The organism is Pseudoalteromonas umbrosa, assembly GCF_030125375.1.
In the GTDB taxonomy this organism is placed as follows: domain Bacteria; phylum Pseudomonadota; class Gammaproteobacteria; order Enterobacterales; family Alteromonadaceae; genus Pseudoalteromonas; species Pseudoalteromonas umbrosa.
Genome location: NZ_JASJUU010000001.1, coordinates 201254 through 226831, shown reverse-complemented (window position 1 = coordinate 226831; position 25578 = coordinate 201254). Strand labels below are relative to the sequence as shown.

Below are 25578 nucleotides of genomic sequence, written 5' to 3'. Positions count from 1 at the left end.
TTAAATAAGGCATGTCGGCAAGCAAACAAATAAAAGGGTTTTATTTATGTCTACTTTACTTGCTACACGCATTGCCGGATTACTTATCCTGATCTCAACCAGCTCATTTATGTATGCCGATTCCATCATTTATGAGCTACTCACTAAGCCAGACTTTTTAGAGCAAGCGGCGCTTAACAGATCATCTCTGGCGTTTGCCGCATTATTGGAGTTTATTAATTGTGCTGCGGTCATTGGCATGTCCATTCTAATTTATCCGACTATCAGACAATACAGTGAACGCATTGCCATTGGGTACGTGAGTGGTCGTTTGATTGAAGGCGCAACCTTGATCACCGGTGCAGTGACGCTAATGACATTGATTGCCATGGGTAAACAAGTCATTGAAAACCCAGATGTATCAAGTGAATACCTTTATATGATGGGCAGCGCACTAAAATCTGAGCGTTGGTTTGGTTTTTTAATGGGCATGTTTTCTCTAGGCTTATGTGGCTTTTTACTGAACATCACTTTATACCAATACCGTCTAATTCCAAGAGCCATCTCAGTACTTGGCATGATTGGTTACGCAGTACTCCTATTAAAAGTCGCTTTTGATTACTTTGGTCTAGATTTCTCAGGTGCGTGGATGTATATCCCTGGTGGCATATACGAATTGCTCTTGCCACTATGGATGATTTTCAAAGGCTTTGATTTAAGCGCAAAACCAAAAGCACAATCTTAATAAATATAAAACCCACCAAGGAAGCTAAATACGGCTTCCTTTTTCTGTTCTTAAGCGCACCCATTATAACCCTCTGCCCCGACACACTTCCCTTAGTGCACAAAATGCTGAGTTAAAATAACTCAGGCCACATTCGCGCTTTAATAAAATACTCACATGACTGAACTGATGAACCCAATCTGACTTACGTTCAGGCGTTGCCCAAATGAAGGAGGTCATGATTAAAGAAACCGATATTCTTTAATGTGTGCCTTATGCCGATTATCGTTTTTATCACAAGGCAGGCTGAACCTATCACTCTAGCAAGACTGGCATCAATACGATAACAAATAAACATAGACTTATACGTAATACAATTAAATAGATTCAATTGAAGGAGCTCAATCAGATAAAGGCAAACCAACTTCCTACAGCTTGATGATAAAAACTCAAGCATCACGATGAAAACCTCGCTCACAGATATCGAATTACTTTTTTCCCAAATCGCCACCGACCATAATAAATTCGTGTAAGCCATTCATTGGTATAACCCGGAGTTTAATTAAAAGTGACAGTGCTCTGCACACTGAGCAATAACAACGGGTTTATCTTCCTTTCATCGAGAGTAAACAAGCACCTTTTATAACTCACTAAAAAATATACGAATAAAAAGACCGAACGGGCCCATTAGGACGAACTGAACACAGTTTACGACAACAATAGACTCATCTTAAAAACGCACTGTCTACATGCACACTTAAATAAAGCATGTCGGCAAGCAAACAAATAAAAGGGTTTTATTTATGTCTACTTTACTTGCTACACGCATTGCCGGATTACTCATCTTGATCTCAACCAGCTCATTTATGTATGCCGATTCCATCATTTATGAGCTACTTACTAAACCAGACTTTTTGGAGCAGGCAGCACTTAACAGATCATCCCTAGCGTTTGCGGCATTATTAGAATTTATTAACTGCGCTGCGGTGATTGGCATGTCAATTCTAATTTACCCGACTATCAGACAATACAGTGAACGCATTGCCATTGGATATGTGAGTGGTCGTTTGATTGAAGGCGCAACCTTGATCACCGGTGCAGTGACGCTGATGACATTGATTGCCATGGGTAAACAAGTCATTGAAAACCCAGATGTATCAAGTGAATACCTTTATATGATGGGCAGTGCGCTAAAATCTGAGCGTTGGTTTGGCTTTTTAATGGGCATGTTTTCTTTGGGCTTATGTGGCTTTTTACTGAACATCACTTTATACCAATACCGTCTAATTCCAAGAGCCATCTCAGTACTTGGCATGATTGGTTACGCAGTACTCCTATTAAAAGTCGCTTTTGATTACTTTGGTCTAGATTTCTCAGGTGCGTGGATGTATATCCCTGGTGGCATATACGAATTGCTCTTACCACTATGGATGATTTTCAAAGGCTTTGATTTAAGCGCAAAACCTAAGGTGAAACAGTAAAAAATATAGTAGTGGTAATAATATTACCCACAACATCAGTAGCAGGAAACATTATTTCAAAAAAAACAATTGAACAAATTAAAAACATATGCTTTTATAATCATGCAAAAATAAATTCAAGGAATAATAATAATGATAAAACTTAATAAAAAAACCATTTTAAAGGTCATTGGAGGCTCTAAATCTAGTGGCCCTCATACAACTGCTCAAACAGAAATTGTATTTGGAAGCGTTTCTCAGTGCCTTTCTTGTAACGAGCCGCCTAAAGCAAAATAAATACGCATAAAACCATATAAAAACAAGGGGTTTAAATCAAATCAATATCGCCTTTCAAAACCTTAGGCGTAGATCAAATTTAACCCCCTTAAAATCAGCTATAAAAACATAAATCGACCAGTAAAAACCACTTAAAGTACTCCAAAATAAAAATAATCATATTCATACTTTTATAAAAGTTACACTTTACTAGCCCATTAGTACTAATTACTAAGGCTATCAACTATTATTTAGAATCCAAAAAGCAATAAAAAGCTAATAGATAAGGTTATAATAGCACCTAAACTGCCCAGAAAGTGGTTCCACTTATTCTGCAAAAAGTAAAAAGTTGGGTATGGCTTTTTGCTAACCATAATACAAAATTAATTATACGTTTTATACCCTTCATAGAACGCCATTAATGTGAACCGCCTGTTGAAAACACTATTTCGAAACTAGCCCCCTTTTTGTCATGTGGGCAATATCGAATGCTGCCTCGCAAAACATAAGTGACCAAGTTAAAAACCATGTATAGCCCCAATCCTACCTTCCCCTGATGTCGTGCCGTAGTATAAAACGGCTCAAACATATGCGCTATCGCTTGCCGCTCAACCCCTCTTCCATTATCAGTAAAGCGTAAGATCACTTGCTCTTGCTCAGTGGTGACATCTATTGATATGTGTCCCGCTTTTCCTTCAAATCCATGAAGCAGTGAATTGAGATACAAGTCCTCAAAAATTTTACCGAGCGCTTGAGAGTCACATTGCACCATGCAGTTATCTGGACAATCTATCTCAACAATGACATCACTGTCCTTACCATGAAACCCAATAAACCCTTCAATACAGGCTTTAAGATCAATCTGGCTCTCACTACTAACATATTCGTGAGCTGATGCTTGTTTAAAGCGCTTAATGAGTTGAGCAGCTCGCTCGGTATTACTGTCTATCAACTCAATACTCGATAAAGATACATCAATAAAAGATTTTGTATCACTGAGTGTTAACTTACTGTTTTCTAGCTTAGACTTAAATTCATACAGCTCTTTAAGTAATATAGAACTGGCAGTAACTGTCGTGCCAAGCGGGGTATTTAGCTCATGAGAGACCCCTGCAACTAAACGCCCTAAAGACGCCATTTTTTGTGCTTCAACTAGGTTGGCTTGTGTTGATGTCAGCTCTTCGAGTATCTCTGCCAATTCATCTCTTGATTGCTTTAAGCTTAAAGTCCGCTCTTCTACCCGTTTCTCGAGCGTAGCATTCAACTCAGCCAACGCCAGCTCAGATGCTTTAATTTCGGAAATGTCTTTGATCGTGCCACTGACTCTGAGTACAGTGCCGTCTTTTGCCCGGGAGGTAACCTTGCCTCTGTCTGAAACCCACAACCACCTGCCACTTTTTGTCATGACGCGATAGTTAACTTCATAAAAATCACTTTCTCCTTCAAGGTGAGAATTAAATTTACTGTGTAAACGTTCATAATCATCAGGATGAACACTGGGTTTTATGGCGTTTAAGTCGGAACCAATGTACTCACATGGCAAACAGAGCTTATTCATTTGGTTATCTCTGGTTATGACACCCGATTGCAAATCCCAATCCCACAACTCATCACCACTTCCCCAAAGAGCATGGCTCAATCGTTCTTTTACTGCACTAACTTGCTTTAGTGCGGTTTGCTCGATTCTTAGCTGCTTATTTTTCGTTCGCCAAAAGTAACTAAAAGACAAAAAGCAAAACACAAATAGCATACCGATTAAAAAAACCACTTGTTGTACAGCTTGCTTTTCAATTTCAAGGTCTTTGATGCGATTTTGTTGAACTAAACTGGCTATTTCTCGCTCTTTTTCTCTGACACCAAACTCAATCGCCAATGCACTGATTCGATATTGGTTATTCTTCTCTTCCCATTTATTTTTTAGCGTTAAATAGTCTTTGGTATACGCCAAGGCTTGCATGTGCATGCCTTGTTTTTCAAATATCTCTGCGACTTCAAGCTGGCAGTCCATCAACAAAGCCTCTCTTTGATGTTCCTGCGCAATCTCTATCGCCCGTAAATAAGCATCGATTGCACTTTGTGGCTGTTGTCTGACCAAGTGCAGTTTCGCCAGCGCCTGATGGATCTCTGCAATCCTATCTTCCCAAGGAGAGCCTTGATAGAGCGAAATACTCTGTATTAAATAGCTTTCAGCTAGTTCAAGCTGCCCTGTCTCAATGTATAGACGCCCAAAGTCTAGGTAAGTGGAAATATTTGGATCTGGTCTATTTATTTCTTTTTTCAAAGCAACCGCTTCTTTGAGCATTTGCTCTGACTTTTTAAAATCACCCGCTTCCCGATACACGCTACCAAGCCGATTATAGGTGTGGATCATGCCAAGCTTATACCCAAGCTCTTCTTTCAGTGCTAAAGACTTCAGGTGCATCTCTATCGCTTTTTCAAACTTGCCCACTTCATCAAAATAAGTGCCCATGTTGCTGTAAAAAATGGCTTGTTGATTAGGGTTATCGAGTGTCAACGAGATTTGGATCGCTCTCTTTTGATGAAATAAGACCTTTTCGTATAAGTTCATTTTCCTGTAAAGAGACGCCAAACTTTGATGAATAGATGCCGCCATGGTCGGATTTTTCAGTTTACGGTATAAACTCAAACTTTGTAAATAACTGCCAAGAGCAGCTTCATAATCTCGCGTTTTACTGTCTAAATGTCCAGAAAGACGATGCGCATTTGCTAAGTAGTTCTCAAACTCTCCCTGCTTCGCCTGCTCTATCACATCAATTAACCGCGCTCTGGCTAAGTCATATTTGCGCTGGCGAATAGCAATATCTGCAAGCACAATTTGCACACGCAGCTCGTTTGCCATGACAGTGCTCTTTTGAGCAAACTGCTGAGCTTGTAAAGCGACTTCATTGGCTTTGTTCAAATCGCCATAAGAAATATAGGCACGAGACAGGTGGCTCAATAATCTTGCAGACTGATCATGGCTTGGGTGTTGCTCTAAAAGTTGAAGCCCTTCATCGGCATATTCAAGTGCTTGAGGTGTATTGTAGTGAAAGTTTTTTTGTACATAATCGATAATCGCTTCGATTTTAGTAGTGCCTTGGCTTTTTTCAATGTTTTTAACAAGCTGCTCATTGGACAAGGTGGCAAACGCAAAGCTATTGAAAAATAGCACGATAATACAAAATACAGCAGCATGTTTTTTCAAGGCTAATTCAGACATTGTTACAACCTGTGTTTTGTGCTCAAGCAACTAAAAACAAATCTTATCTGCTAAGCGACTCCATGGGGTTAAGTTTAGCTGGTTGTGAAAATTCTGTTTAAATGCGGCCTACTTGTACCCAATTTATTGAAATAAGATAAAAAAGCCTCATATAAATTCCACAACAAAAATAAAATTAAATGGAGTACAGCCCAACTTGGCTGGTATTTAATAATGATGAGCAATACGGACTCAACCTTATCTTTTAAATCGTTAATGTCGGCAACACACGATGAACTTGAAAGGCTCACGAAGGGCGTCATTGATACCTATGACACCAACAAACTGCAAGATTTTGACATGAACGCTGCCATAGCAGCAGAAAGCAAAGATCTTTTCTCAAGGTGTGATGACTATAAAAATGGCTTTGCCGAAGTTAGATCCCGTCGAAAAATTGCCGACACTGTTCCAGACAGAAATTTACACGACCAGATAATTAAATTACCCTGTGGCACACTTTGGTTAGCTGGAATTTATCGCAACAACCTAGATCAAACATTAATAGAAGTCATTGGCGAAAAAGCGGTTAAATTTGCAGATCTCAAGCTTTACCTACCTAAAATATTGGCGTTTTTTAGTTGGTGTAAGCCAGAAATGGTCTCTATATGGTCAAAGCCAAACAGCGCCCACTTTCTCGCCCTTAAAAAGGTAAAGGGGGCAGAATTGGAAGACTGCTTTTGGGGCGCTAAGATTGAACATATTAGCAAGCTAAACTCAAATGAAATCGCTCTTAAGTCATTTGATTTGGCAAATGACTGGTCTTGGTATAAAGATGAATACCACACTTTTCATAAAGACGTTCCGCAGTTAAAAGATCGCCTAGAAGTCGAAGATAAAGAATCTGTTGCTGAGTCAGTAGAAAACAACTTATGTTATGTAGCTTACAAAGCACACCAACCAACACAAAAAATAGGTGCATTAATTTTAGAGCCATGTACTGAACTTGGCTATAAGGGCGTTCTTATCAGTGATTTTATCATTGCAAAACAGCATAGAGGGCAAGGCTTTGGCCCTAAGATCCAAGCTGAGGTACTAAGCCAAATTAGTTCACGTTTTGAATTTATATGCGGCTATATTTACGCTGGTAACCAAGCTTCAATGAATAACGCCAAACACACTAGAACACTACTTAGAACTGAAATCACACTGCCAATTGAGCACTTCGTTGACAATAATGACGCTGACTAAAAATCAAAAAGCCACTATGCGTTTTCAATAGTGGCTTTTTAAATTTAATTTATGAGTAATTAGTTGCAGTCACGAACCCACTGCCACACTTCCCATTTAGATGAGTGCTCTGCAGGTGACGCACCTTTATTCCACCACTGTGCTTCATAAATGCTGCCATTTTGTGACGCTTGGTCGCCTTTTAAGTACACTTTACCCGCAGACCACGCGTCAACTGAACAGCCACCACCTAGAGAAATAGATACCTGTTGAGTCTTGGTTGACTGTAACCCCTCAGCATCCTTTACAGTTAAAGACACGCTGTAAGTGCCCTCAGAACCATATGTATGCACAGGATTTCTCAATTGACTCGTAGTACCATCACCAAATTGCCAGTTATAGCTAACCACTTCTTTGTCATCAAAGGATGTATCAGTAAAAGTCACCGCCAAACCACTTTGTGTGAAAGAGAAGTTTGCAACTGGTGCAGTGTTATCAACAGGACCATTATCTCCTCTTGGAATGACGCCACCAAAGTGTGTTGCCACTTCTGGCCAGATCAATTCAATGCGGGTACCGCGATTCAACTTTGTTGTACATTGCGTACTATTACCATAATGGTGCAGTGCAATGACATTATTGTCATAAGCAGACACAACTGGTGAACCTGACGAACCGCCTATAGTGTCACATTTATAACCCATGTCAGTATCAGATCCGCGACCTGCTGTCACCGTTTGGTCAATTTGACAGTAACCGCCGGTATTTTGATCACTCTCAATAGCTAGCTCTTTTGGATTGCCGCTACCGTGCTGTGGAATGAATATACGCTGTCCTTTTTGCTGTGCTGACACATCTAAACCAAAATGACCGAACTGTCTGATTTTTTCAAAATCATTGACTGTAAATAACGTATAGTCAAGCCTGTAATCCGTCGCAAGCAGCTGATCTGCCATTACTTTAACAGTGCCATTTGTACTACCTGTACCACATGCTGAACGCTGATAGTTAAACCATACCTCCACGTTTTTCGCATCTGCGGCCGAATCAAAGCAGTGGTTATTGGTAAACATATGATTACCGGCACCAACACGCCAAGCGGTACACAAACTACGCCCACCAATTAGCAAGCGTGCAACTGGGCGACTTCGCTCATACTCAACTGGATGAGATGTTTCCCAACATGCGACATCTCTACGTTCGTTAATACCACAAGTAGAATTAGGCTCAATCATGTCAAAACCTGACATGACTTCATTCGCTGCAATCTCAGTATCAGAGTAACCAGCAAAGAAGTCGGCAATTTCAATACCATGTCCTTGCTCCCAAAGACTTGTATCACTAACAACCAACTTCAGCTTAATCGCATCTGCAGAAACTGACATGGATGAAAAGACACCGCTGTCATTTTGATCATAACGATATACTTCCTTACCTTTTAAGTCACTGACTTCAAGGTAAGCGCCTTTTGGCAGAGAGAACTTAGCAAAATTCACTTTGATGAAGTGTGCATTGGGGTAATTAATAACATGTTCAAACTCATTATTTGCAGAGTTCACCACGCTATTAAGGCCTAAATTTAGCTGATAAGAAACCGCTTGAGCGATCTCAGTTTTTTGGGCAATGCCAGTATCTTGAACGCTTGCTTGCGTACCACTGGCAAGCACTAAGGCGCATACAGGCAGCATTGATTTGATTACTTTACATGATGTCATAAGGTTAAAATCCTTTAATTGTAATTATTGTGCTTTTTAATAAAAAGCTTATGAAATCTATGTTATTACAAAGTTAAATTCAAGATAAAATTTAAAATAGACATGTAAACAAATCATGACATAAAACACCGAACCTCGCGGTTCATCTTTCTATCTATCCTATTTTAAAACCTGCCAATTTGCGATTAAACCATCGAAAATACAGTATTGAAGAACGTAATTTTGCCTACTATAAACTCGAAAAATAATATTTTTTAATTAAATATCATAACCTTAAAAAATAAACCGGAAGATCTGCCAGCTTACTCTCACGAAGGCCAAATGCTAAGGTATTTAAGTACCTATATTCATACACTTAACAGCCAGTTGTTAACTGGCATTCGTCTCCAAACCATACTTAATAACATTAAAAGAGAAATCAAAATAATGAAAAAACAATTAGCAATGGGCTTACTTTTAACATTAGGCTCTCTCAATGCTTTCGCACAAGAATGTAAAACAGAAGTGGAAACAAGCAAAATCAATTATTATCAAGGTTTCGCAAACTGCAGTACTTTAGTAAACGGTTCATTTCAAAATATCAGTAAGTTCATCAATTTAACAACAAACCCTACAGCGTTCATCGGAGATTGGGTTTATAACCCAGCAACCAAACATCAAGTCTACGCCACTTGCATTGCAAACGTGCCTTTTGCGTATTCCGAGACAAAAACAACAAATGTGAGATATTGCAAAGATAAAGTCCTTGTCGAAGCGCGAGGTGGTTCACCTGAGCACGCTATGTCAATTCTAAGACAGCGCGGTGCAACTGAAGTAGGCGGCTGTAGACCTGACTTTACTGATCAACCAATGCACTTTGTTTGTGTTGGCTACATCATAGATTGGGTTAAACAATAAAATCTATTATTTGTTTAACAAGCCCTCCAAATGCGAAAATGCTGATTAGGCAGGCTACATCATTAAGGAAAAACAGAGGAAAATTAAACTAAATTAGCAGAAGATAAAAGCATTAAATAATGACACATTCGCATTCCCGACGAAGCTCACACTTAACATTGCAGGTGGTGGCAGAGGAACATATAACCCAGATCACTGTGACAATCAGAGTATTGTAAAGCGCATGTGTACTGAAGAAATTTAATATGTGAAAGATGAGTCTCGTTGCTTTGAAAAGTAGAGACTCACTTTTAATGAATTACCTGCATTCAATAATTACATATTCATAATCGTACTCAATCTCTTTTTAATCACCGGATTGGATTGCGATTGATAAAGACCGTCTAGTCGCTCTATATTCATAGCTGATAACTTATAGTTTGCTTGCTGATATACACGAGCAAAGGCATCAATCGAGGCCATTTCAGGAGATGCTAATAGGCTCGTTACCACCTGATCCTGATAAATAGCCATTTGCCCTAAAGATTTAATGGTATTCTTTCTGACTTGAACATCCGAGTGCTGAAGCAAGGCTGGAAGCTTTGCAATCAGCTTAGGGTTTTTGCTATTGGCCACTGCTAACACTGCTGTTGAAAGATGAGCTGGACTGCGCATTTTATCAGCCAAATAATCAGACACTTGGTTGGATTGCGCTGGAGAAAACTTACTCATTGTGCCCATGTTGAGTAGCGCCATATCTGAAATCGCTGTATTTGAGCCTTGCTCTACAATATGCCTTAAGCTAGAAAAGCCAATATCCGACGCATTTTCAAAGCGTCCTAACGCCATCACTAACTTTTGCTGTACCTGCACCCCTAACTCATCATCAGTCAAAAGATCAGAGATCATTTGCTCTGCCTGCAGGGTTTGTGCTTTTTGCAACGCGTAGATAAATGCAGAGGTTAAATTTTCATGCTGCTCGAACAAGCCTTTGAAAGCACTTTGATCAAAGTTATTAAGCATATATAGTCCAATCGCTTTTGCTAAGTTAGGATCTAAATTACCTTTTAGCGACTGTATATACTCCAAAAAGTTATCCCCTGTGACCTCGATAACTGTGCTCTGTGCGTTATCATCAGGCAGAATATGTGTGTTGTGATTAGCTTGCCAATCAACAGGTTCAAAAGGCGTGTGTGTAATAGGCTTAACTGACACAGTTTGTACAACTTCATAGCGTTGTCCACTACGCTGCCAAATTTGATTGTTATTATATTCTAGAGTCAATGGTGCGCCTGGACGGGCTAAATTCAAAGTGATCTGCCACTGCTCTTTTTCTGTGTTGTCTGCATGTTTTTGATGGGCTGTCACTACTCGCTCTATCACATTGTCTTGTTGAACATACTGGAATGTTTTTACGCCCAACGCATCTTCAAAAGTAAGCGGTGCGTCTAATGAGTAACTCATTAAATCAAGTACTTTAGATAACACAGATAATGGGTGCTGCTCACTTAACCCAAGCATATCAAGCTCTGAAAATTGTCGAGACTGATACTTCACCAAGAAGGGAATTTGCGTGGGCATTTTTTGTAACTTATTGTCAGCCATAAACACAATATCACTCAGCATCGCGGCTGACTTGGTCGATGCAGACGCATGAGGTTGGAAATTCATTTTCCAACTCAACTCAGAGAATGTCATCGCGCTACCACTTTCGCTCAACACAGCAGAATGAATATCGACTTGATAGGCAAAAAAATACGATTTTTCAGCCAGTGTTTTTGACTGCTCTTGTTTAACTGCTTCAGGCTCACTTAATGTTTTATCATTATTGCTCAAAGAGTTGAGTATCGCCAAGCCAACTACCACAGCTACAGCGGCGCATATATAAATTGTTTTTTTCATGGACTCATCTCAAAAGTGGTGGCTAGGCCACCACGTTTTACAGTTTATAGATTTTCCCAAACAGGGCTTGCATATTCGTATAGCACTGTTTCACGCGTATATAATGGATCCCACTTCATAACATCCACATTGAATTGCAACAGGCCCCATAGCTTTTTACAGTAAGCTTGTATTTTGCCATCACCACCTGTCAGCTTGGTGCTAATTTTGAGCTCTAAGAAGCCTTGCTCAATAACTTGCGTATCTTGGACCACACGACGGATCCCTGCTTCTACATACCCCTTACCTTTGACTTTGAGTAAATTTAATTTACCTTTTACGCCCGCCTCAGAAATACCGTGACCAAACGAGCCGTAAGCAGAGCTAGATACCAGACCGCCAATATAAGGTTCAACAGATGCATACACATAGTCTGGACGTCTCACGCCATCAACTTCATATGGCTCCTCGTTCCCATGACCACCAATTACACCGCCAACCGTAAATTCTGCACCGGCTTCAACACCTGCACCAAATTTAACACCTACTTTTAGTAACCCTAATGGATCAAGAGGTAGCTCAACCTTAGGCTTGATAGGCTCAGGAATTAAATCAAAATAATATTCAATTGGATAAGTGATAGAGGCATTCAGTAAGTCATCACAATTTGGTTTAAAGCTCGCAACCGTGTCATCGCCCACAGTAAAGTTAAAGCTCATGCCTTGTGTACAATCCAGCTTGCTTGGATCAAAGGAAAACTCTAATTCTCCGATGGACATTTTGAAATTACGGTTATGTAATTTTACCCAGTTTCCAGCCTGATACGCACCTTGCGTCGCACCATTACTAACCTGATCGACATACATCCAGCCCTGCTGATCACGATATTGGTGCGACTGACCTATCACATTATTCTTTTGAATAGTTCTTACATTACGTTCTACATAGCCCGGATCTTTATAAAGGTAGGCATTTGCAGCAGGTGACAATGTGATCGCAGAGACAACGCCTAGCAATGCAGCGTATTTAAATTTCATGGTTATCCTCATATATCTTTTAAGTTTTTAAATGTATATATGTTGCGCAACAAGACCAAGATAACACACTTTTTTTACATTTAGCTTTCATTTTTACCTTTTTCAGATAAATAAAAGCGGGAAAATTATCAGAACCCCTCACATAAATACGTATTTTAAACCTAATTAATACACTATTTAGAATAATAAAAAATGGTATTATTGTGATAATTTAGTTAAAAAAAAGAGGAAGGAAATAAAATAAAGCCAAAAACCCTATAAAAATAAATACAGAGATAATAGATGGCGCAAAATACAACAATTCACAATATGGAAATAAAAATATACTACATGCATAAATTTCATTTGAATTAATAAAACAGACACAATACTGTTTAATTTTCAAACAACAAAAGGAACTTAGATATGTCATCTAAAATAAAGTCAGCCTTAATCACAGCCATTGCGGCAACAACATTATTTGTATCGTTAACTTCCACAGCATCAGCAAAATATATATATTACTCAAAGCACTACACATATGTGACTCAAGATGAAGCAAAAGCTAAATTCAGAGCTGATTTTAAAGCAAAGTACCCTGGCATTCAGATCATCTATGCAGACTGCTATTACCCAATCGGTGCTGGCATGCCCGTTTATATGTGTAATGGAAAGGGAAGAATCTAAAACCAGACTTTATTACCGAAAATCAAGATGTATTTCGGCAACTATACATATTGGTGATAAGCCACTCTGCGTATCTAAAACAATACGCTAAATTAAAGAAAGGAGAGATAATCAAAGGAACAAACCACTATAAATATTTATAATGGCAAAGCCATGTCCATACATGTGGACTATAAACATAAGGTGTTCATCAAGTTTAAAATAAAAAGTGCTAAGAAATTAAATTTATAAAGTAATTAAAGTTTTATTCATATTGCTTTTTAGGTCAGTCAATCTTTATAAATTACTCAACCTGTTGTTTATAAACTTCAAAAGCATCGTTCATTAACAGGTAATAGAAAAAGGCTTGAATCAACAAGCCTAATATCTAGTGATATCGTCAAACTTTCGATTTAGGTATAGCAACTAAATAGTAATGCTTAGACCCATTATAAGCCCCAATCATCGCCGCTTTACCATGTTGGATTAGCGTATCGCCTTCTTTAGAACGAACAACATTAACAGACCAACGTGTATCCGATCTATCCTGACGGCAAAACGTATGCACATCATAGTCAACACCTTGGGTAGACTCCTTTGTTGTATAGCTACCATTCGGCGAAGCTGAAGTTCCACGCTCACTCATTGTAAGGTTGACCTGAATAGACCACTCGATTTCTTTATTACTACCAAATTGAGAAATTCCCGATCGGATCCCCGAAATATCTTTTGGCTGACATTGCTTTGAGTTTAAAAATCGCTCAATGTCTGTGAAGTGATTTTTTTGATGCTGATATTCCCATTTTTGAGAACTAGATCTTTTTATCGTATTTTTAGCATAAACAATTTCATCAATGCCACTGCTCGCGTGGTAAAATCCCGTCAAATGAATATCGTGGCGCGATAGCTCATTTAAAATAAACTCAGGTGACCATCTTGCTTTAGTTGCAACCCAATTTTTTGAAGTCCCTTTTTTACAGCTTACCCAAGCACTATAGTTACCTCCTCGGGTAGCTTGCACAGTAAAATATCCATTAATAGTATTGGTATCACAGGTCTGAAAAAAGTCAGTTTGCCATGCCCACTGATTGCTCTCCACTTTACTGACTGCAAAGCATAATGGCGATAAAGCTAGGTTACATAAAACCAATGCTCTCAATGTTTCCCTCATAATGATTTACCTCATATCGACTGAATAAACTCACCTAGTACCTAAGACTCAACCATTCATAATCATCTGATTACTATTTGCTCAATCTCACTTTACAGGTACTGACACAAACAACTTAATTTAATCTAATGACATTAAAATGACCGATTTCGATTGTGACTATGAAAAATCCTATCAAGCTCGGTCGATTTATCTTAATTTAGACCTCAATGCACGTATCACTCATATTCTATGGAAAGTTAAAAGCTAAGATGCAATATCACCCTAGCAAGACACTAGATTTAGTAAAATTGATACACACATCTGACATATCAATAATCGGCATTCGCCAATAATTCATTGATCTTTCGTCTAACAGGTGAAACCACATTTGACTGGTTGGCTAAAATTACAACTACATAGCCCGTATCTAAATGAATATCAAGGCGCGCATCAACCCCTAAATAAGCGCCACCATGACCAACAATACGATTATCAGGTTGGCCACCAACCGAAAACCCATACCCATACCATTTTGCCGAGTTATACGCAGTCTTCTCGCTGTAAGCTTGCTCAGTCAGCTCCTTATTGAGTAATTTATAATTGGTCAGTGCAAGTGCGAAACGATGTAGGTCTTGAATTGTCGAAAATCCGCCACCAGCTGGGCTGCCTTTTACAGCACGTGTGTAAGTACTTTTAACCCAGTTATCGCTGTGCATGCGTTTTAAATAACCTGTTGCTAATTTCGGTGTAGTCGAATCTAATTCAAAGCTTCCAGAGTCAGCCATATTGGCCCGATCATAGATATATTTTTGAACAAAATCGTAGTATGACAACCCGCTGGCTTTTTCAATCACAAGGCCAAGCATCAACATCCCGGAGTTACTATAACGGTTGCGTGAACCTGGAGAAAAGTTCAGTGGCGCACCCGCAATGAGTGGTTTATAGCTTTCTAAATCTCGGTATAACTCTTTATTGCTGTCATTGAATTCATCATTAAAAAAGTTACCCAGCCCTGAGGTATGAGTCATTAAGTGGCGCACAGTGATTTGATCAACCTCGCCTTCAGGCAACCAACTGCGGTCAACATAATCAACAAGTTTATCGTCTAATTTTATTTTACCTTGCTCAACCAACTTTAACGCAGCCAATGCCGTAAACATTTTATTTATCGACCCAAGTGCAAACCGAGTGTCTAATGTGTTCTTTACTCTCCATTCTTTGTTCGCAAAACCAACCGCTTGATTAAAAATGATCTCTTCTTTTTTTGCGACTAATACTACGCCTGAAAAAGCATCTTTTTTGCGTAATCGTTCCATGAATATAGATAGCTCATTGGCTATTTTTTTGTGAGATAGTCTAACTTTAACATCACCTCTAGCGGGAGAGTCACGTAAGATAAAATAATTCATGCCATATGGCTTTTGAGCTTCACGATTAATTATCAGTGTAAAAGTAAGCTGATTATTTTCTGATTGAACTAGCAGACGTTCGTTATTATTTTCCTCTGATAACACGTCAAGTAGAGTTAACTTACCATGTGTATTTTGTAAATTTAAAAAAGCACCAACATGCGCTTCAATGCCGTAAGTTTGAATACGACTATGTGACATGTTTTTTAATAAATACCCCTTCACATCATGTCTATCACCTTTATTAAATAGCTGTAGAAATGAACTAGACATTTCTTCCTTGGCCAATAAGTGGCCAGAGAAGACTAAAGAAAATAGAAATATAAAACTTTTCAAATCAAATCCTTTCTTATTACTCATTAATATTCCCTGCCTTAATGAAAGCCAGCAAACAATTAATCTACATCAAAAAAAACGAATAAACACGCCTTCACATATAAAATTTAAAACGTAAAATTACACAAAAAAATATAACCCCTTTTTCATACATTAGAATAGACAAGATAAAAACTCGAAATAGAAAAAATATCTGCCGAACCTAGTGGCTTTGAGTTTAAGATAGAAATGATTATTTGTTTCAAAACACTTGATGAAAGTAGAGGTTAGACAATAAATACTTGCTAAAAGTTCGGTACTAGTAGGTAGAAAATTTATAAATACACTACATGAAAATAAATTATTTCACCACCAGAACCAGAAGTGGATGGTCAGAATGCTTTAAAAAACACTCAACTCCCTCTAGAACCCTAAATCTTTGCTACATATGATTCTTTATAAAAAGGTTGATTAAAGCTATTGAAGCCTTAATCAACCGCATTTATTTTATTAATGAGAAGAAAGCCCATGCAAACTAACTTTCTCAGTTGCCAAAAGTGTATCTAAGAGCTGTCGTTCAATAATGCTATCTCTTAAATAGATATTTAAAAACCTATCTATGTTCTCTAGCCCTTGAAGGTCGCTTAGCGTATTATTTTCAAAGTGTAAGTGCATCAAATTACTATTCTCAGGAATGATTAGCTCAGTCATGGGTATTGTTCGAGCAGTTAAACTGTTTAATGTAATTGGTATGTCTATAGATGAAATATCCGTTAAGCTAATGTCTAGGCTTGATATCGCGCCGAATGGCGTTAAATCTAACTCCATTAACACGGTATCTGACACATCTAAACTAGAACCTATTTTTCCTGAACCTGAGAGCTTATTCAGCGCGTTTTTAGATACATTTAAATTATGAAACTGAGAGTTCTCAGGTATTGAAAATGAGCTTAGCTGGTTATTCGATAAATCTAGATTTACGATCTCCCCGGAAATCTCAGCACTCACTAGCTGATTTCCTGAAAGGTTCAAAGAGGTCACCTTTGAATCATAATGTATAGACACATGCTCTAATAAGTTATTTTCAGCATAAACAACACTTGACGTGCCAAGAACGACCAGCTCAGTTAGCAAGTTATTATTTACATTTATCCATGTCTTATCAGAATTAGCCGGAATGACCAGTCGTTCAATTTTATTTTCTTGCAGTGAAAAATCGCCATCAAATGCATTTTCATTGTCTGGCAACAGAACACTCTTGAGTGTGCCTTGCCCTGCAAACAATCTTTGCAAGTCCTGATGTTGAGACAAATCCAAATACGTCAGGGAGTTTCCTACTAGGTCTAAAAACTGTAATTTTGGCATCATCTCAGCACTGAGCTCAGTCAATGGCGTCTCTGATAGATTTACGAACGTAACGCCTGAAACATTAGCAAAACTCATTGTATGTAACTGAGATCTATCTGCTTTAAATGTTTTTAACCTTGGCGCTTTTGATATATCTATTTCTTTTAACCTCGAAGCGGCCAACTCCAATCTAGTTAGACTCTCAAATCCTGTTAAATCCATGGTTTCAAAACGAGTCCTATCTAAATAAGCAGAATCCAATATATGTTCTGCTGTAACACCCGTAATTGATTGCAGTGAGGAACTGATCCCACTTAATCTATACAATGCTTTATTGTTTGATAAGTCCAGCGAGCTAATCTCTGAATAACTAACATCTAATTCTCTTAACCCCGTTAACCCCGATACATCGACTTCTGTCAGCCCAGTATGCAACAAGGACAGCTTTTTCAATGTTGGTGTCTTTGGCAAAGTGATGTTGGCCAAAGACATATACTTAGTCTCCAACGTTGTAAGGTTAGTAAGTTGTGATAAATCCAATGTAAGCATGCCAACTGTATTATCTGTAGAGTTCTTGTCCCAACTGATAGACTGTAAATTCGTTAAACTTGCTAACTTATGAGCGCCAACCTCACTAAGCGCGATCCCTCTAAAATTAAGCTGGGTTAGCCATTTTAGTTTCTCGACTCCCTCTAAACTCGTAATACCTCCCAAATCTTCGCCTGCGCGCTGACAATATAGTCCACTTTGATACTCAATGTACTCGTTAAACGGCCTATTGATACATTCACTGATCACCTTATCCTTAATACCTAGTCTTTGCGAATTTGAGTCAGGAATTGGTGCCGCGGTCATCTGTAATGAACATGACTCTGTTAACGTATCCGATAAGAAAGACACATAACCACTACTTATCTCTTCAGGTCGTGTTATACCACATCCAGAAAATGAATCCGCGTAATGACCTTGCATTGGCCGTGCAATCCTCACCTCTAATTGCGTACCATATTTCAGTTGACCAGAAACTAAGTTATGTTCGGGTTCAAGTATTTCAGGTATATCCAATGAGACAACAACATGGGGGACTTGGAACAACAGCTTAGTTTGCATATTTTGTTCACAGATACCCTGCCTCAACTGGCAGAGAGTAAGACCTTCTGATGAAACCTCAATCAAACGATAAGATAACACCTTATCATCTGTCGTGATTTCCATATCACCTTGTGACAGCTCAACAGCTGACGCGGGGTATACACCATCAAAAGTAACTGAAAGTTCCCCACGCCAATTACTCTGGAATTGCCATGTACGGACTTTGCCTGATTTTTTCTCATAATAGCTTGTATTTGAGACATGATGAGTCTCAATTCCCTGAGAGACAACATCACTGCTATTAATATTGATAGCTTTGAAAACATGCAGATCATTTATTTCGTCAACAAAACGAATATAAGCAGTTTGCCCATTCAACGCGATAATGTGATACTCCCCAATAACACGCTCAGTACACTCAGAACGCGTTACGTCACATAAATGCTCGAACTTTCCTTGATTTGAATTATAACTAGCAGAGACTCTTAATGTATTGTCATCAAGTGTCGCTAATGCCGCACCATTAAGCAGGCCATTTCGAACTTCACCATCAGCAAAAAGGTAAAAAGCACTCAGCTCATTATTACTAACAGGCCACATCCCCGTTATGTCTGATAAGCCAATTGCTTCTTCTTGTTGTTTGATAAACGACCATGCACCACTTCTTAGCCAGCTAGGCTTTTGACCATCATTGATTTCAACCAGCTCATTTGCCAAAAACGTATAAACTGTATCCGCTTTTTTGATAAGTTGTAGCGAAAAGAATGCGCCCGTTTCATCCGTGATTTCAAGCTTATCATCAGCGCTGATAGCCCAATTGATATAAACTTGTTCTTCTCCACCAACACGGTTTAATGTTGTAAGTGTCCCCGTACTATCTGCGTTTAAAGTAAGTTGATGCCAATCAAGAGACGTATCAAAATTAAAATACCACTGACCTACAAGCTCATCGTTTTCTATTTCAGCAACAGGCTGCTGCGATGCTAACTCAACCGCGGTACAAACCGTGCTCTCAAATTGGAAGATGGCATCCACTGAACCATCCGATTTGGCACCGTGCCAGCACGCAGTTGTGCCGTTAACATCGTACTCAAGTGAAAATTTTGCTGCATAAAAATCCTCACCATTGACGCGAGTTCGAATGTAATCATCAAATATAAACTGGTAATTAGATAGCCCTATATTTTCAACGTTGAAGCCAACTTGCCTATCTAGTCCGTAGTATGTGCCTGCATTGTCTGAGTCAATTGTATAGAACCAACTATCCATCAATTCAGACGGTGTCGCATCTACTAGAACGGCGCTTTGCGTATGCATTGCTTTAGGAACAAACTTAGCCTTAATCTCACAAGCTTCGGTAGGGTTTATGATTTCATATACGACGTGTTCACCAACGGTTTTTAGCTCCCCGGCACACCCTGAAATCGAGTCAAGAATATAACCATCCACTTCTTCGATAAAAACAGCAAAGTGCTCTCTAAAGTAGAACTTATCTGTCGAAGTAATCAGTCGCCCTTCACCTGTTTGTGTCACAACGACGTCAAGCTCTGGCTTTATAAACGTGAAATCAAGTATTGTACCGTTTGTACAAGTGCTTTCTTGGGCATAGAGACACATTGAAATCGCATTGTCAGACTCATTTATAATTTCCATATATGAAATCTCACCGCTCGGATACGCTTCAAGCTTCAGCTTCTGGTTTTCTATTGAAGACTTATAAACAGCACCATCCAATGCAATTGAGTCGAAACAACCTTCATTTGATGAGCAAAAATACTGGCTACTCAACTCCGAGACCTCATTGCCTCTTACAGAATATAAATTAGTTTGGGCAGAAAAAAGTTGCTCAACTTTATTGGTACTAAACAAAGCTTGAGTAAACTCACCATGGTGCAACTTGTGATCAGATAACGTATAAAACTGTATCTCTGCCGGTTTGTCTGACATGGCGTGCTTGTCTCTATGATATGAAACAGCAATGGTATTACCCACCTGAGCTAAGAGTTTAAAGTGATGCGTTGTTGAAATCTCACACCCAATGAACTCAACATCGCAATATTCAACTTTTAGATCATTTAATGCGTATTCAAATCGTTTTAAAATGCCCTCATCATTACTACCTTGAATATGACGGTGCCATCTGAAGTTAAAGTTATCATGCTCATCCACATAAAATGCAGACTGTGACTTGTTACTGTGTGTTTTTCGCCATGTTTTTTGATAGTCAATATCAGTAAAGCTTACAGTTCCATGCTTAACAAAAGTACCTTGCTGATATACCGCACCGTGAGATACAACACTTTGATAGCCCAAGTTAAACGCTCTTATCAAGCTGATTTTAAAACTCTGCACCCCATCATCAATTTCAATATTACCTTGACTTAAACGCCACTCACCTTGACGAGTCCCAGAACCTTCACTTATCTCGACAATGCCATTTTCACTGAATGTCAGCTCGACAATATACTGCTCATTGGTTGTCGCAAAGTCTAAGCTCCACGTACCTATAAGCATTTCCTCTGGCACTACTTGTAGGTCATCTTTTGCAAATAACTCAGCGACTGTCGAATACTGCCCTGACGGTAGCTCATCTAATGGTTGAGATAAATCAAATTCAACTTGTACTGCAAAAGACTGTTGGTTGCGTTCATAATGTTTAATCGAGAATGATGAAGTGTAAAAGCCAATGCTTTGTTCTAATCCTGCATTTTTTACCAATAACTCTTCATTGAGATCGATGCGCGTATTGATGCCATTTTGTTGCCAATTAAAAAAGATGCGTTTGCCCGACAGGGTTAAAAAACCGGTATTATTTTCGTTAAACTCTAAATGAGTATTAAGGCCATCGAAAAATTGTGTTTCGGCCAAAATATATTCACCTTCAGGAAAAAATTCAGTGCTCTCAACCAAGGTTTCATCATTGAGTATGTCGCTCTCAATTTGAGTAACTAACTCAGGATGCTCTCTTTGCAAGCGCTCAATTAGCTGCTCGGTCAATTCAAAGTTTTGGACGAGCTCAAGTGTTGTTGCACTTTCTTCAGGCAATTGAATTTCGTGATCAATGATTGCTTTAAGCATCACCGCAATCGTTAATTTTTGTTGTGACGAAATTCGTGATTTTGCCTCATTTAGCTCATCATCATTGCTATAGCCATTTAGATCTTGGCCTAAAAGTGCATATTCTGCTGTCGTTACATTCGTAATATTGACATCAAACAGCTCCAGTGCAGTGACAATTTTATCAGCACCAGCTTGCTCAGCAATAAAACCGACAGAGTTCAACTGCGAAACCAATACCACATTACTCTGATCATCAACCCCTGTTGCCGTTAATGTCGCTAACTCCGAGGTATACGCCTCATCGACATCGACTTCTAAAGCATAATCACCATTTTCATCTGCAATCGCTGTCCATAGCCCAGTACCGACCTCAAAATCAACTTTAGCATGTGCAATTGGCGCATCAGTGACCTTACCTGCAAGCGTAAAAGTCACTTTCAAAGGCTCAATTGAAATCAGCTTAGAGACACTGGTGCTATCACCTTGATTATCAGTCACTGTATAAGTAAATAAGACTTCATGTAATGACTGAATATCGGGGCTTGTCACCGTTAAAGTGCTACTATTTTCACCCGCAAGGACTAAGGCCAGTGCTGAATTATGAGTCCAAAGATGCTCGACTACCTCTCCATCAACGTCATCAGCTACGCCAACTAACTCAAACGCTTGACGCTCAACGGGTATTTCATCAATTTTAATAGAGGCTTCTGGTAGGACGTTATCACGCGCACTGATAAAAACGACATGTTCATCAGTCGCAGAAATGCCATCTTCAAGTAACAATTCAACTAAAAAAGTTACTTTGTGACTTTCTATTATATCGGGAGATATCACGGTTAATGTCGATGAATCATCACCAGAGATGTTTAGCTCAATATCGGCGTCATATGACCAAGTGATGCGTGCATCATCACTTACATTGGTATCAAAAGTTAGTTTAAACTCTTCCTGCTCATCAATATGCGTGACACCATAAATATCAACTTGGGGTGCTGGCTTTACTGCTTCAGGCCCACTATTCCCTGCTTGAGGATCGGCTGAACCTTCCTCCTCTCCTGCTCCCCCGCATGCAGCTATGCTTAATAAAAAAATAATTGAAATAAATGCTCTAAAAAAAGCGTTAGATCGCCTAAAAGAAATCAACAGACATCACTCCCTAATTTAAAAATCGACTAAATAAGATCAACTACTTGTCGGTCTGAAAAATAAAATCCGGGCAATGCTATATTAAATAGAAAAAAACAAAAACATATAAATCATAAACTTACACAAACAAAACCTATAAAAAAGATAAAGTTAACAAAATCTTGAGATTAATTTTTATTGCGAATATATATTCACCAACTTCATCATTTTTAATTCATTTAATGCGCTTGATATTTGATAGAAATATGGCTAATAAGGACATGTATAATTAACAATCTCAGCATTGGCAACGCGCATTTGAAAACCCAACCTATATGGCAAAACAAGAAATCCTTAGCTAGTTAGGATTTCTTATAGTCGAATAGTACTTGTTAGCTTGATCTACTCCTGAGTCCATCACAGCTACTATTAAAATAAAGCGCTGTTAAAAAGTAAGTGCTACGCCACATAAAGCTGTTGCATTTACACACCAGACTTATAAAGAGATTAAACATCAGTTAACCGCATACCTATTCACAAACTAGATAAAATATTCTAAAGTACGCGCACTTTCGTCACTGAGAATCATATGCTTAAGCACTTATCACACATCTTTGTTATTGCTGCTGTGTTAGTCGCCTTTGTTGGCCAGTCGCTCGCATATAATTTCGTGATGTCTTATGAACAAGGCTCAGTACTTGTTTCAGATATGCATACCCCTGCTTCAAACTCTTTAGACACTGCCAAACAAAACGCGCAAAGTGAGGATGATTGTTGTGAGGTTGACTGCTGTGAAGATGAATGTATTTGTCCAGCAAATGCCTGTATGACTTTCGCCTATGTGAAACCAGACAATCAACCAGTATTATTGTCTAAATACCATCATTTGGCACATGCTATTGCCCATCAGCACCCGATTGACATGAAAGATTTACTCTTTCGTCCCCCTATTTTTACCTCTTAAGGATCAGTGCGCCTGTAATTCGCACATTTTTTAAAATTCATTTTATTTATACGCATTGTGCGTATCGCTTTTGCATGTTTAGAGGTAAAAATGCTTAACACCTATTCTACTATCGCCATCTCTGCGATGCTCCTGCCATTTGTATCATATGCAGGTGAGCATCATCATGAAGACAGCCATGGCGATCATCACCACGACCATAACAATAATCAGGTTGAAAAAATCCAAGTTACTGCGTCTAGACTTGGCCGTATCGTTACAGAATCCGCCACACGCACCGAAGTTATCAATGCAGAAGAGGTGCAAGAAAAAGCCCTGATGAGGCCGGGCAACATTTCAATGCTCGTCGCCGAAACAGGGGGAGTCAGAGTACAAAATACATCACCGGCGCTCGGCAGTGCCAATATTCGATTACAAGGGTTATACGGCCGTTATACCCAGCTATTAAGCGACGGCTTACCTTTATACGGCGGCCAAAGTGCGTCAATCGGGTTACTTCAAATCCCACCAACTGATCTGGCCAACGTCGAAATCATCAAAGGGTCAGCATCGTCGCTCTATGGTGGCTCGGCATTGGGTGGCGTGATCAACTTAATATCGCGCACCCCCTCTGACCAATTTGAAGGGGAAGTTTTATTAAATGTGACCTCTAAAGATGGTCAAGACATCACAGCTTATGTTGCTTCGCCAGTAACAGAAGCATTCAGTGCATCTATCACTGCAGGGGCGCACCATCAAGCAGCAAAAGACCTTGATAATGACGGCTGGGTAGATATGGCTGCTTACAACCGGGCGACTATGCGACCTCGACTTTATTGGTCTAGTGACAGTGGTGCAAACTTATATGCCACATTTGGTGCCATGACTGAGCAGCGTACAGCGGGAACTCTTGAAGGTGCACTCATGCCTGATGGACAACCCTATGTTCAGGCACAAGATACCACTAGGCTCGACAGCGGTTTTATCTTTGAGCAACCACTAGACGACTTGCTCAACCTCAATGTCCGAGGTTCTGTAATGCACCAAGATCACGACCATCAATATGGCCAAATACTAGAAAACGACACGCATGAAAGCTACCTGCTTGAAACGAGTTTATCTGGCTATACGGACGATGCAGCTTGGCTTGTGGGCATTGCGCATCAAAGCGATGAGTTTTCATCAGAAAGTTACCCTGAGTTTAACTACCAATTTGAAGTTCCGGGCCTATTTTCACAATTAGACTACGACATCACCCAAGATGTCGCCATGTCACTCAGTGCCCGAGCGGATTGGCACAGTGAATATGGCACGCAATTCAGTCCACGTATTTCTGTACTCTACAACCCAAGTGATTGGACGGTACGTGGCTCATACGGCAAAGGATTCTATGCACCCACGCCCTTCATCGAAGACATTGATGATACGGGCCTTTCACGACTTGCGCCGATGACAGATTTAGAAGCTGAGCGCGCAACGACCGCATCCATTGATATTGGCTATACGTTCAATGGCATCGAAGCCAGTATGACCTTGTTTGCTTCTGATGTGAATAACGTCACAGAGCTTGAAATGCTAGATAGTGCTAATACGCTTTCGGGTAAAACAGTGCGTATTGTGAATGCGCTTGGGCAAAGTGAAATTCGCGGCACTGAATTGTTACTACGTTATCGTTGGCATGACATTAAATTGACCGCCAGCTACTTATATACAGATGCCAGTAAAGCAACATCGACAGGTTTTGGTCGCGAGCCTCTTGCTTTGACACCAAGACACTCAGCTGGTGCAGTGATCATGTGGGAAGAACATGGCAGTCATTTAGTTGGGTTTGAAGCCTATTATACTGGCACGCAAAAGCTAGAAAACAATCCCTATCTGGACAACAGCGACCCATATTGGCACCTTGGACTGCTAGGCCAAATTACACTGGACAACATCAGTTGGTTTTTAAATGCTGAAAACTTACTGAATATCCGTCAAACCAAAGACTACTCACTCTTACTGCCGCAACAGGCAAAAAGTGGACGCTGGACAACTGATATTTGGTCTCGCAATGACGGATTTACTGTCAATGCAGGAGTCAGAGTCACGTTTGGTTAAGGCGCTTTAGTAATA

General features: G+C 39.4%; 15 protein-coding genes. 8 read left to right on the top strand and 7 right to left on the bottom strand.

The window, feature by feature from the left end; translation table 11 throughout:
- Positions 1-46: 46 nt before the first annotated feature.
- From QNM16_RS01025 to QNM16_RS01015, 3 genes are all read left to right on the top strand, one after another.
- A complete protein-coding gene (locus QNM16_RS01025) occupies positions 47-724 on the top strand; it encodes a DUF4386 domain-containing protein (RefSeq protein ID WP_284018741.1) in 678 nt (225 codons plus the stop codon).
- 782 nt (positions 725-1506) lie between these two features.
- A complete protein-coding gene (locus QNM16_RS01020) occupies positions 1507-2184 on the top strand; it encodes a DUF4386 domain-containing protein (RefSeq protein WP_284018740.1) in 678 nt (225 codons plus the stop codon).
- A gap of 132 nt (positions 2185-2316) precedes the next feature.
- Positions 2317-2460 (top strand): hypothetical protein, encoded by a 144-nt coding sequence (locus QNM16_RS01015; protein ID WP_284018739.1) that lies wholly within the window; start codon positions 2317-2319, stop codon positions 2458-2460.
- Positions 2461-2857: 397 nt separating this feature from the next.
- Here the strand turns inward: QNM16_RS01015 and QNM16_RS01010 are convergent, their stop codons facing one another.
- A complete protein-coding gene (locus QNM16_RS01010) occupies positions 2858-5659 on the bottom strand; it encodes a tetratricopeptide repeat protein (RefSeq protein ID WP_284018738.1) in 2802 nt (933 codons plus the stop codon).
- Positions 5660-5872: 213 nt separating this feature from the next.
- Here QNM16_RS01010 and QNM16_RS01005 point away from each other — a divergent pair, with 213 nt between their 5' ends.
- Positions 5873-6886, top strand: a complete 1014-nt coding sequence (locus QNM16_RS01005; protein ID WP_284018737.1) for a hypothetical protein — start codon at positions 5873-5875, stop codon at positions 6884-6886.
- Positions 6887-6945: 59 nt separating this feature from the next.
- Here the strand turns inward: QNM16_RS01005 and QNM16_RS01000 are convergent, their stop codons facing one another.
- Positions 6946-8580 (bottom strand): PKD domain-containing protein, encoded by a 1635-nt coding sequence (locus tag QNM16_RS01000; protein ID WP_284018736.1) that lies wholly within the window; start codon positions 8578-8580, stop codon positions 6946-6948.
- Positions 8581-9006: 426 nt separating this feature from the next.
- Between QNM16_RS01000 and QNM16_RS00995 the strand changes: the two genes are divergently transcribed.
- Complete coding sequence (locus QNM16_RS00995) at positions 9007-9477, top strand: hypothetical protein (RefSeq protein ID WP_284018735.1); 471 nt, start codon at positions 9007-9009, stop codon at positions 9475-9477.
- Positions 9478-9792: 315 nt separating this feature from the next.
- Here QNM16_RS00995 and QNM16_RS00990 read toward each other — a convergent pair whose 3' ends face one another.
- Entirely contained in the window at positions 9793-11358 is a 1566-nt protein-coding gene (locus QNM16_RS00990) for a HEAT repeat domain-containing protein (RefSeq protein WP_284018734.1), read from the bottom strand.
- Positions 11359-11402: 44 nt separating this feature from the next.
- Entirely contained in the window at positions 11403-12374 is a 972-nt protein-coding gene (locus QNM16_RS00985; RefSeq protein WP_284018733.1) for a hypothetical protein, read from the bottom strand.
- A gap of 405 nt (positions 12375-12779) precedes the next feature.
- On the opposite strand from QNM16_RS00985, the gene QNM16_RS00980 reads away from it, so the two are divergent.
- Positions 12780-13040, top strand: a complete 261-nt coding sequence (locus tag QNM16_RS00980) for a hypothetical protein (RefSeq protein ID WP_284018732.1) — start codon at positions 12780-12782, stop codon at positions 13038-13040.
- Between the two features lie 379 nt (positions 13041-13419).
- On the opposite strand, the gene QNM16_RS00975 is transcribed toward QNM16_RS00980, so the two are convergent.
- The 3 genes from QNM16_RS00975 to QNM16_RS00965 all read right to left on the bottom strand — a co-directional run bounded on the left by QNM16_RS00975 (position 13420) and on the right by QNM16_RS00965 (position 22538).
- A complete protein-coding gene (locus tag QNM16_RS00975) occupies positions 13420-14190 on the bottom strand; it encodes a hypothetical protein (RefSeq protein WP_284018731.1) in 771 nt (256 codons plus the stop codon).
- Positions 14191-14501: 311 nt separating this feature from the next.
- Positions 14502-15941 (bottom strand): serine hydrolase domain-containing protein, encoded by a 1440-nt coding sequence (locus tag QNM16_RS00970; protein WP_284018730.1) that lies wholly within the window; start codon positions 15939-15941, stop codon positions 14502-14504.
- A 465-nt stretch (positions 15942-16406) separates the two neighbouring features.
- Positions 16407-22538 carry a leucine-rich repeat domain-containing protein gene (locus tag QNM16_RS00965; protein ID WP_284018729.1) on the bottom strand — a complete coding sequence of 2044 codons (6132 nt, stop codon included), beginning with the start codon at positions 22536-22538 and terminating at the stop codon, positions 16407-16409.
- Positions 22539-23109: 571 nt separating this feature from the next.
- On the opposite strand from QNM16_RS00965, the gene QNM16_RS00960 reads away from it, so the two are divergent.
- Positions 23110-23484: a hypothetical protein gene (locus QNM16_RS00960; RefSeq protein ID WP_284018728.1), complete on the top strand. Its 375-nt coding sequence runs from the start codon at positions 23110-23112 to the stop codon at positions 23482-23484.
- 90 nt (positions 23485-23574) lie between these two features.
- On the top strand, positions 23575-25563 hold the full coding sequence (locus QNM16_RS00955) for a TonB-dependent receptor plug domain-containing protein (RefSeq protein ID WP_284018727.1): 1989 nt from the start codon (positions 23575-23577) through the stop codon (positions 25561-25563).
- Positions 25564-25578 lie beyond the last annotated feature (15 nt).

Bases quoted from the DNA above. Each gene is read 5' to 3' on its own strand.
- QNM16_RS01025 (WP_284018741.1), top strand. From the start codon at position 47: ATGTCTACTTTACTTGCTACACGCATTGCCGGATTACTTATCCTGATC.
- QNM16_RS01020 (WP_284018740.1), top strand. From the start codon at position 1,507: ATGTCTACTTTACTTGCTACACGCATTGCCGGATTACTCATCTTGATC.
- QNM16_RS01015 (WP_284018739.1), top strand. From the start codon at position 2,317: ATGATAAAACTTAATAAAAAAACCATTTTAAAGGTCATTGGAGGCTCT.
- QNM16_RS01010 (WP_284018738.1), bottom strand. From the start codon at position 5,659: ATGTCTGAATTAGCCTTGAAAAAACATGCTGCTGTATTTTGTATTATC.
- QNM16_RS01005 (WP_284018737.1), top strand. From the start codon at position 5,873: ATGATGAGCAATACGGACTCAACCTTATCTTTTAAATCGTTAATGTCG.
- QNM16_RS01000 (WP_284018736.1), bottom strand. From the start codon at position 8,580: ATGACATCATGTAAAGTAATCAAATCAATGCTGCCTGTATGCGCCTTA.
- QNM16_RS00995 (WP_284018735.1), top strand. From the start codon at position 9,007: ATGAAAAAACAATTAGCAATGGGCTTACTTTTAACATTAGGCTCTCTC.
- QNM16_RS00990 (WP_284018734.1), bottom strand. From the start codon at position 11,358: ATGAAAAAAACAATTTATATATGCGCCGCTGTAGCTGTGGTAGTTGGC.
- QNM16_RS00985 (WP_284018733.1), bottom strand. From the start codon at position 12,374: ATGAAATTTAAATACGCTGCATTGCTAGGCGTTGTCTCTGCGATCACA.
- QNM16_RS00980 (WP_284018732.1), top strand. From the start codon at position 12,780: ATGTCATCTAAAATAAAGTCAGCCTTAATCACAGCCATTGCGGCAACA.
- QNM16_RS00975 (WP_284018731.1), bottom strand. From the start codon at position 14,190: ATGAGGGAAACATTGAGAGCATTGGTTTTATGTAACCTAGCTTTATCG.
- QNM16_RS00970 (WP_284018730.1), bottom strand. From the start codon at position 15,941: ATGAGTAATAAGAAAGGATTTGATTTGAAAAGTTTTATATTTCTATTT.
- QNM16_RS00960 (WP_284018728.1), top strand. From the start codon at position 23,110: ATGCTTAAGCACTTATCACACATCTTTGTTATTGCTGCTGTGTTAGTC.
- QNM16_RS00955 (WP_284018727.1), top strand. From the start codon at position 23,575: ATGCTTAACACCTATTCTACTATCGCCATCTCTGCGATGCTCCTGCCA.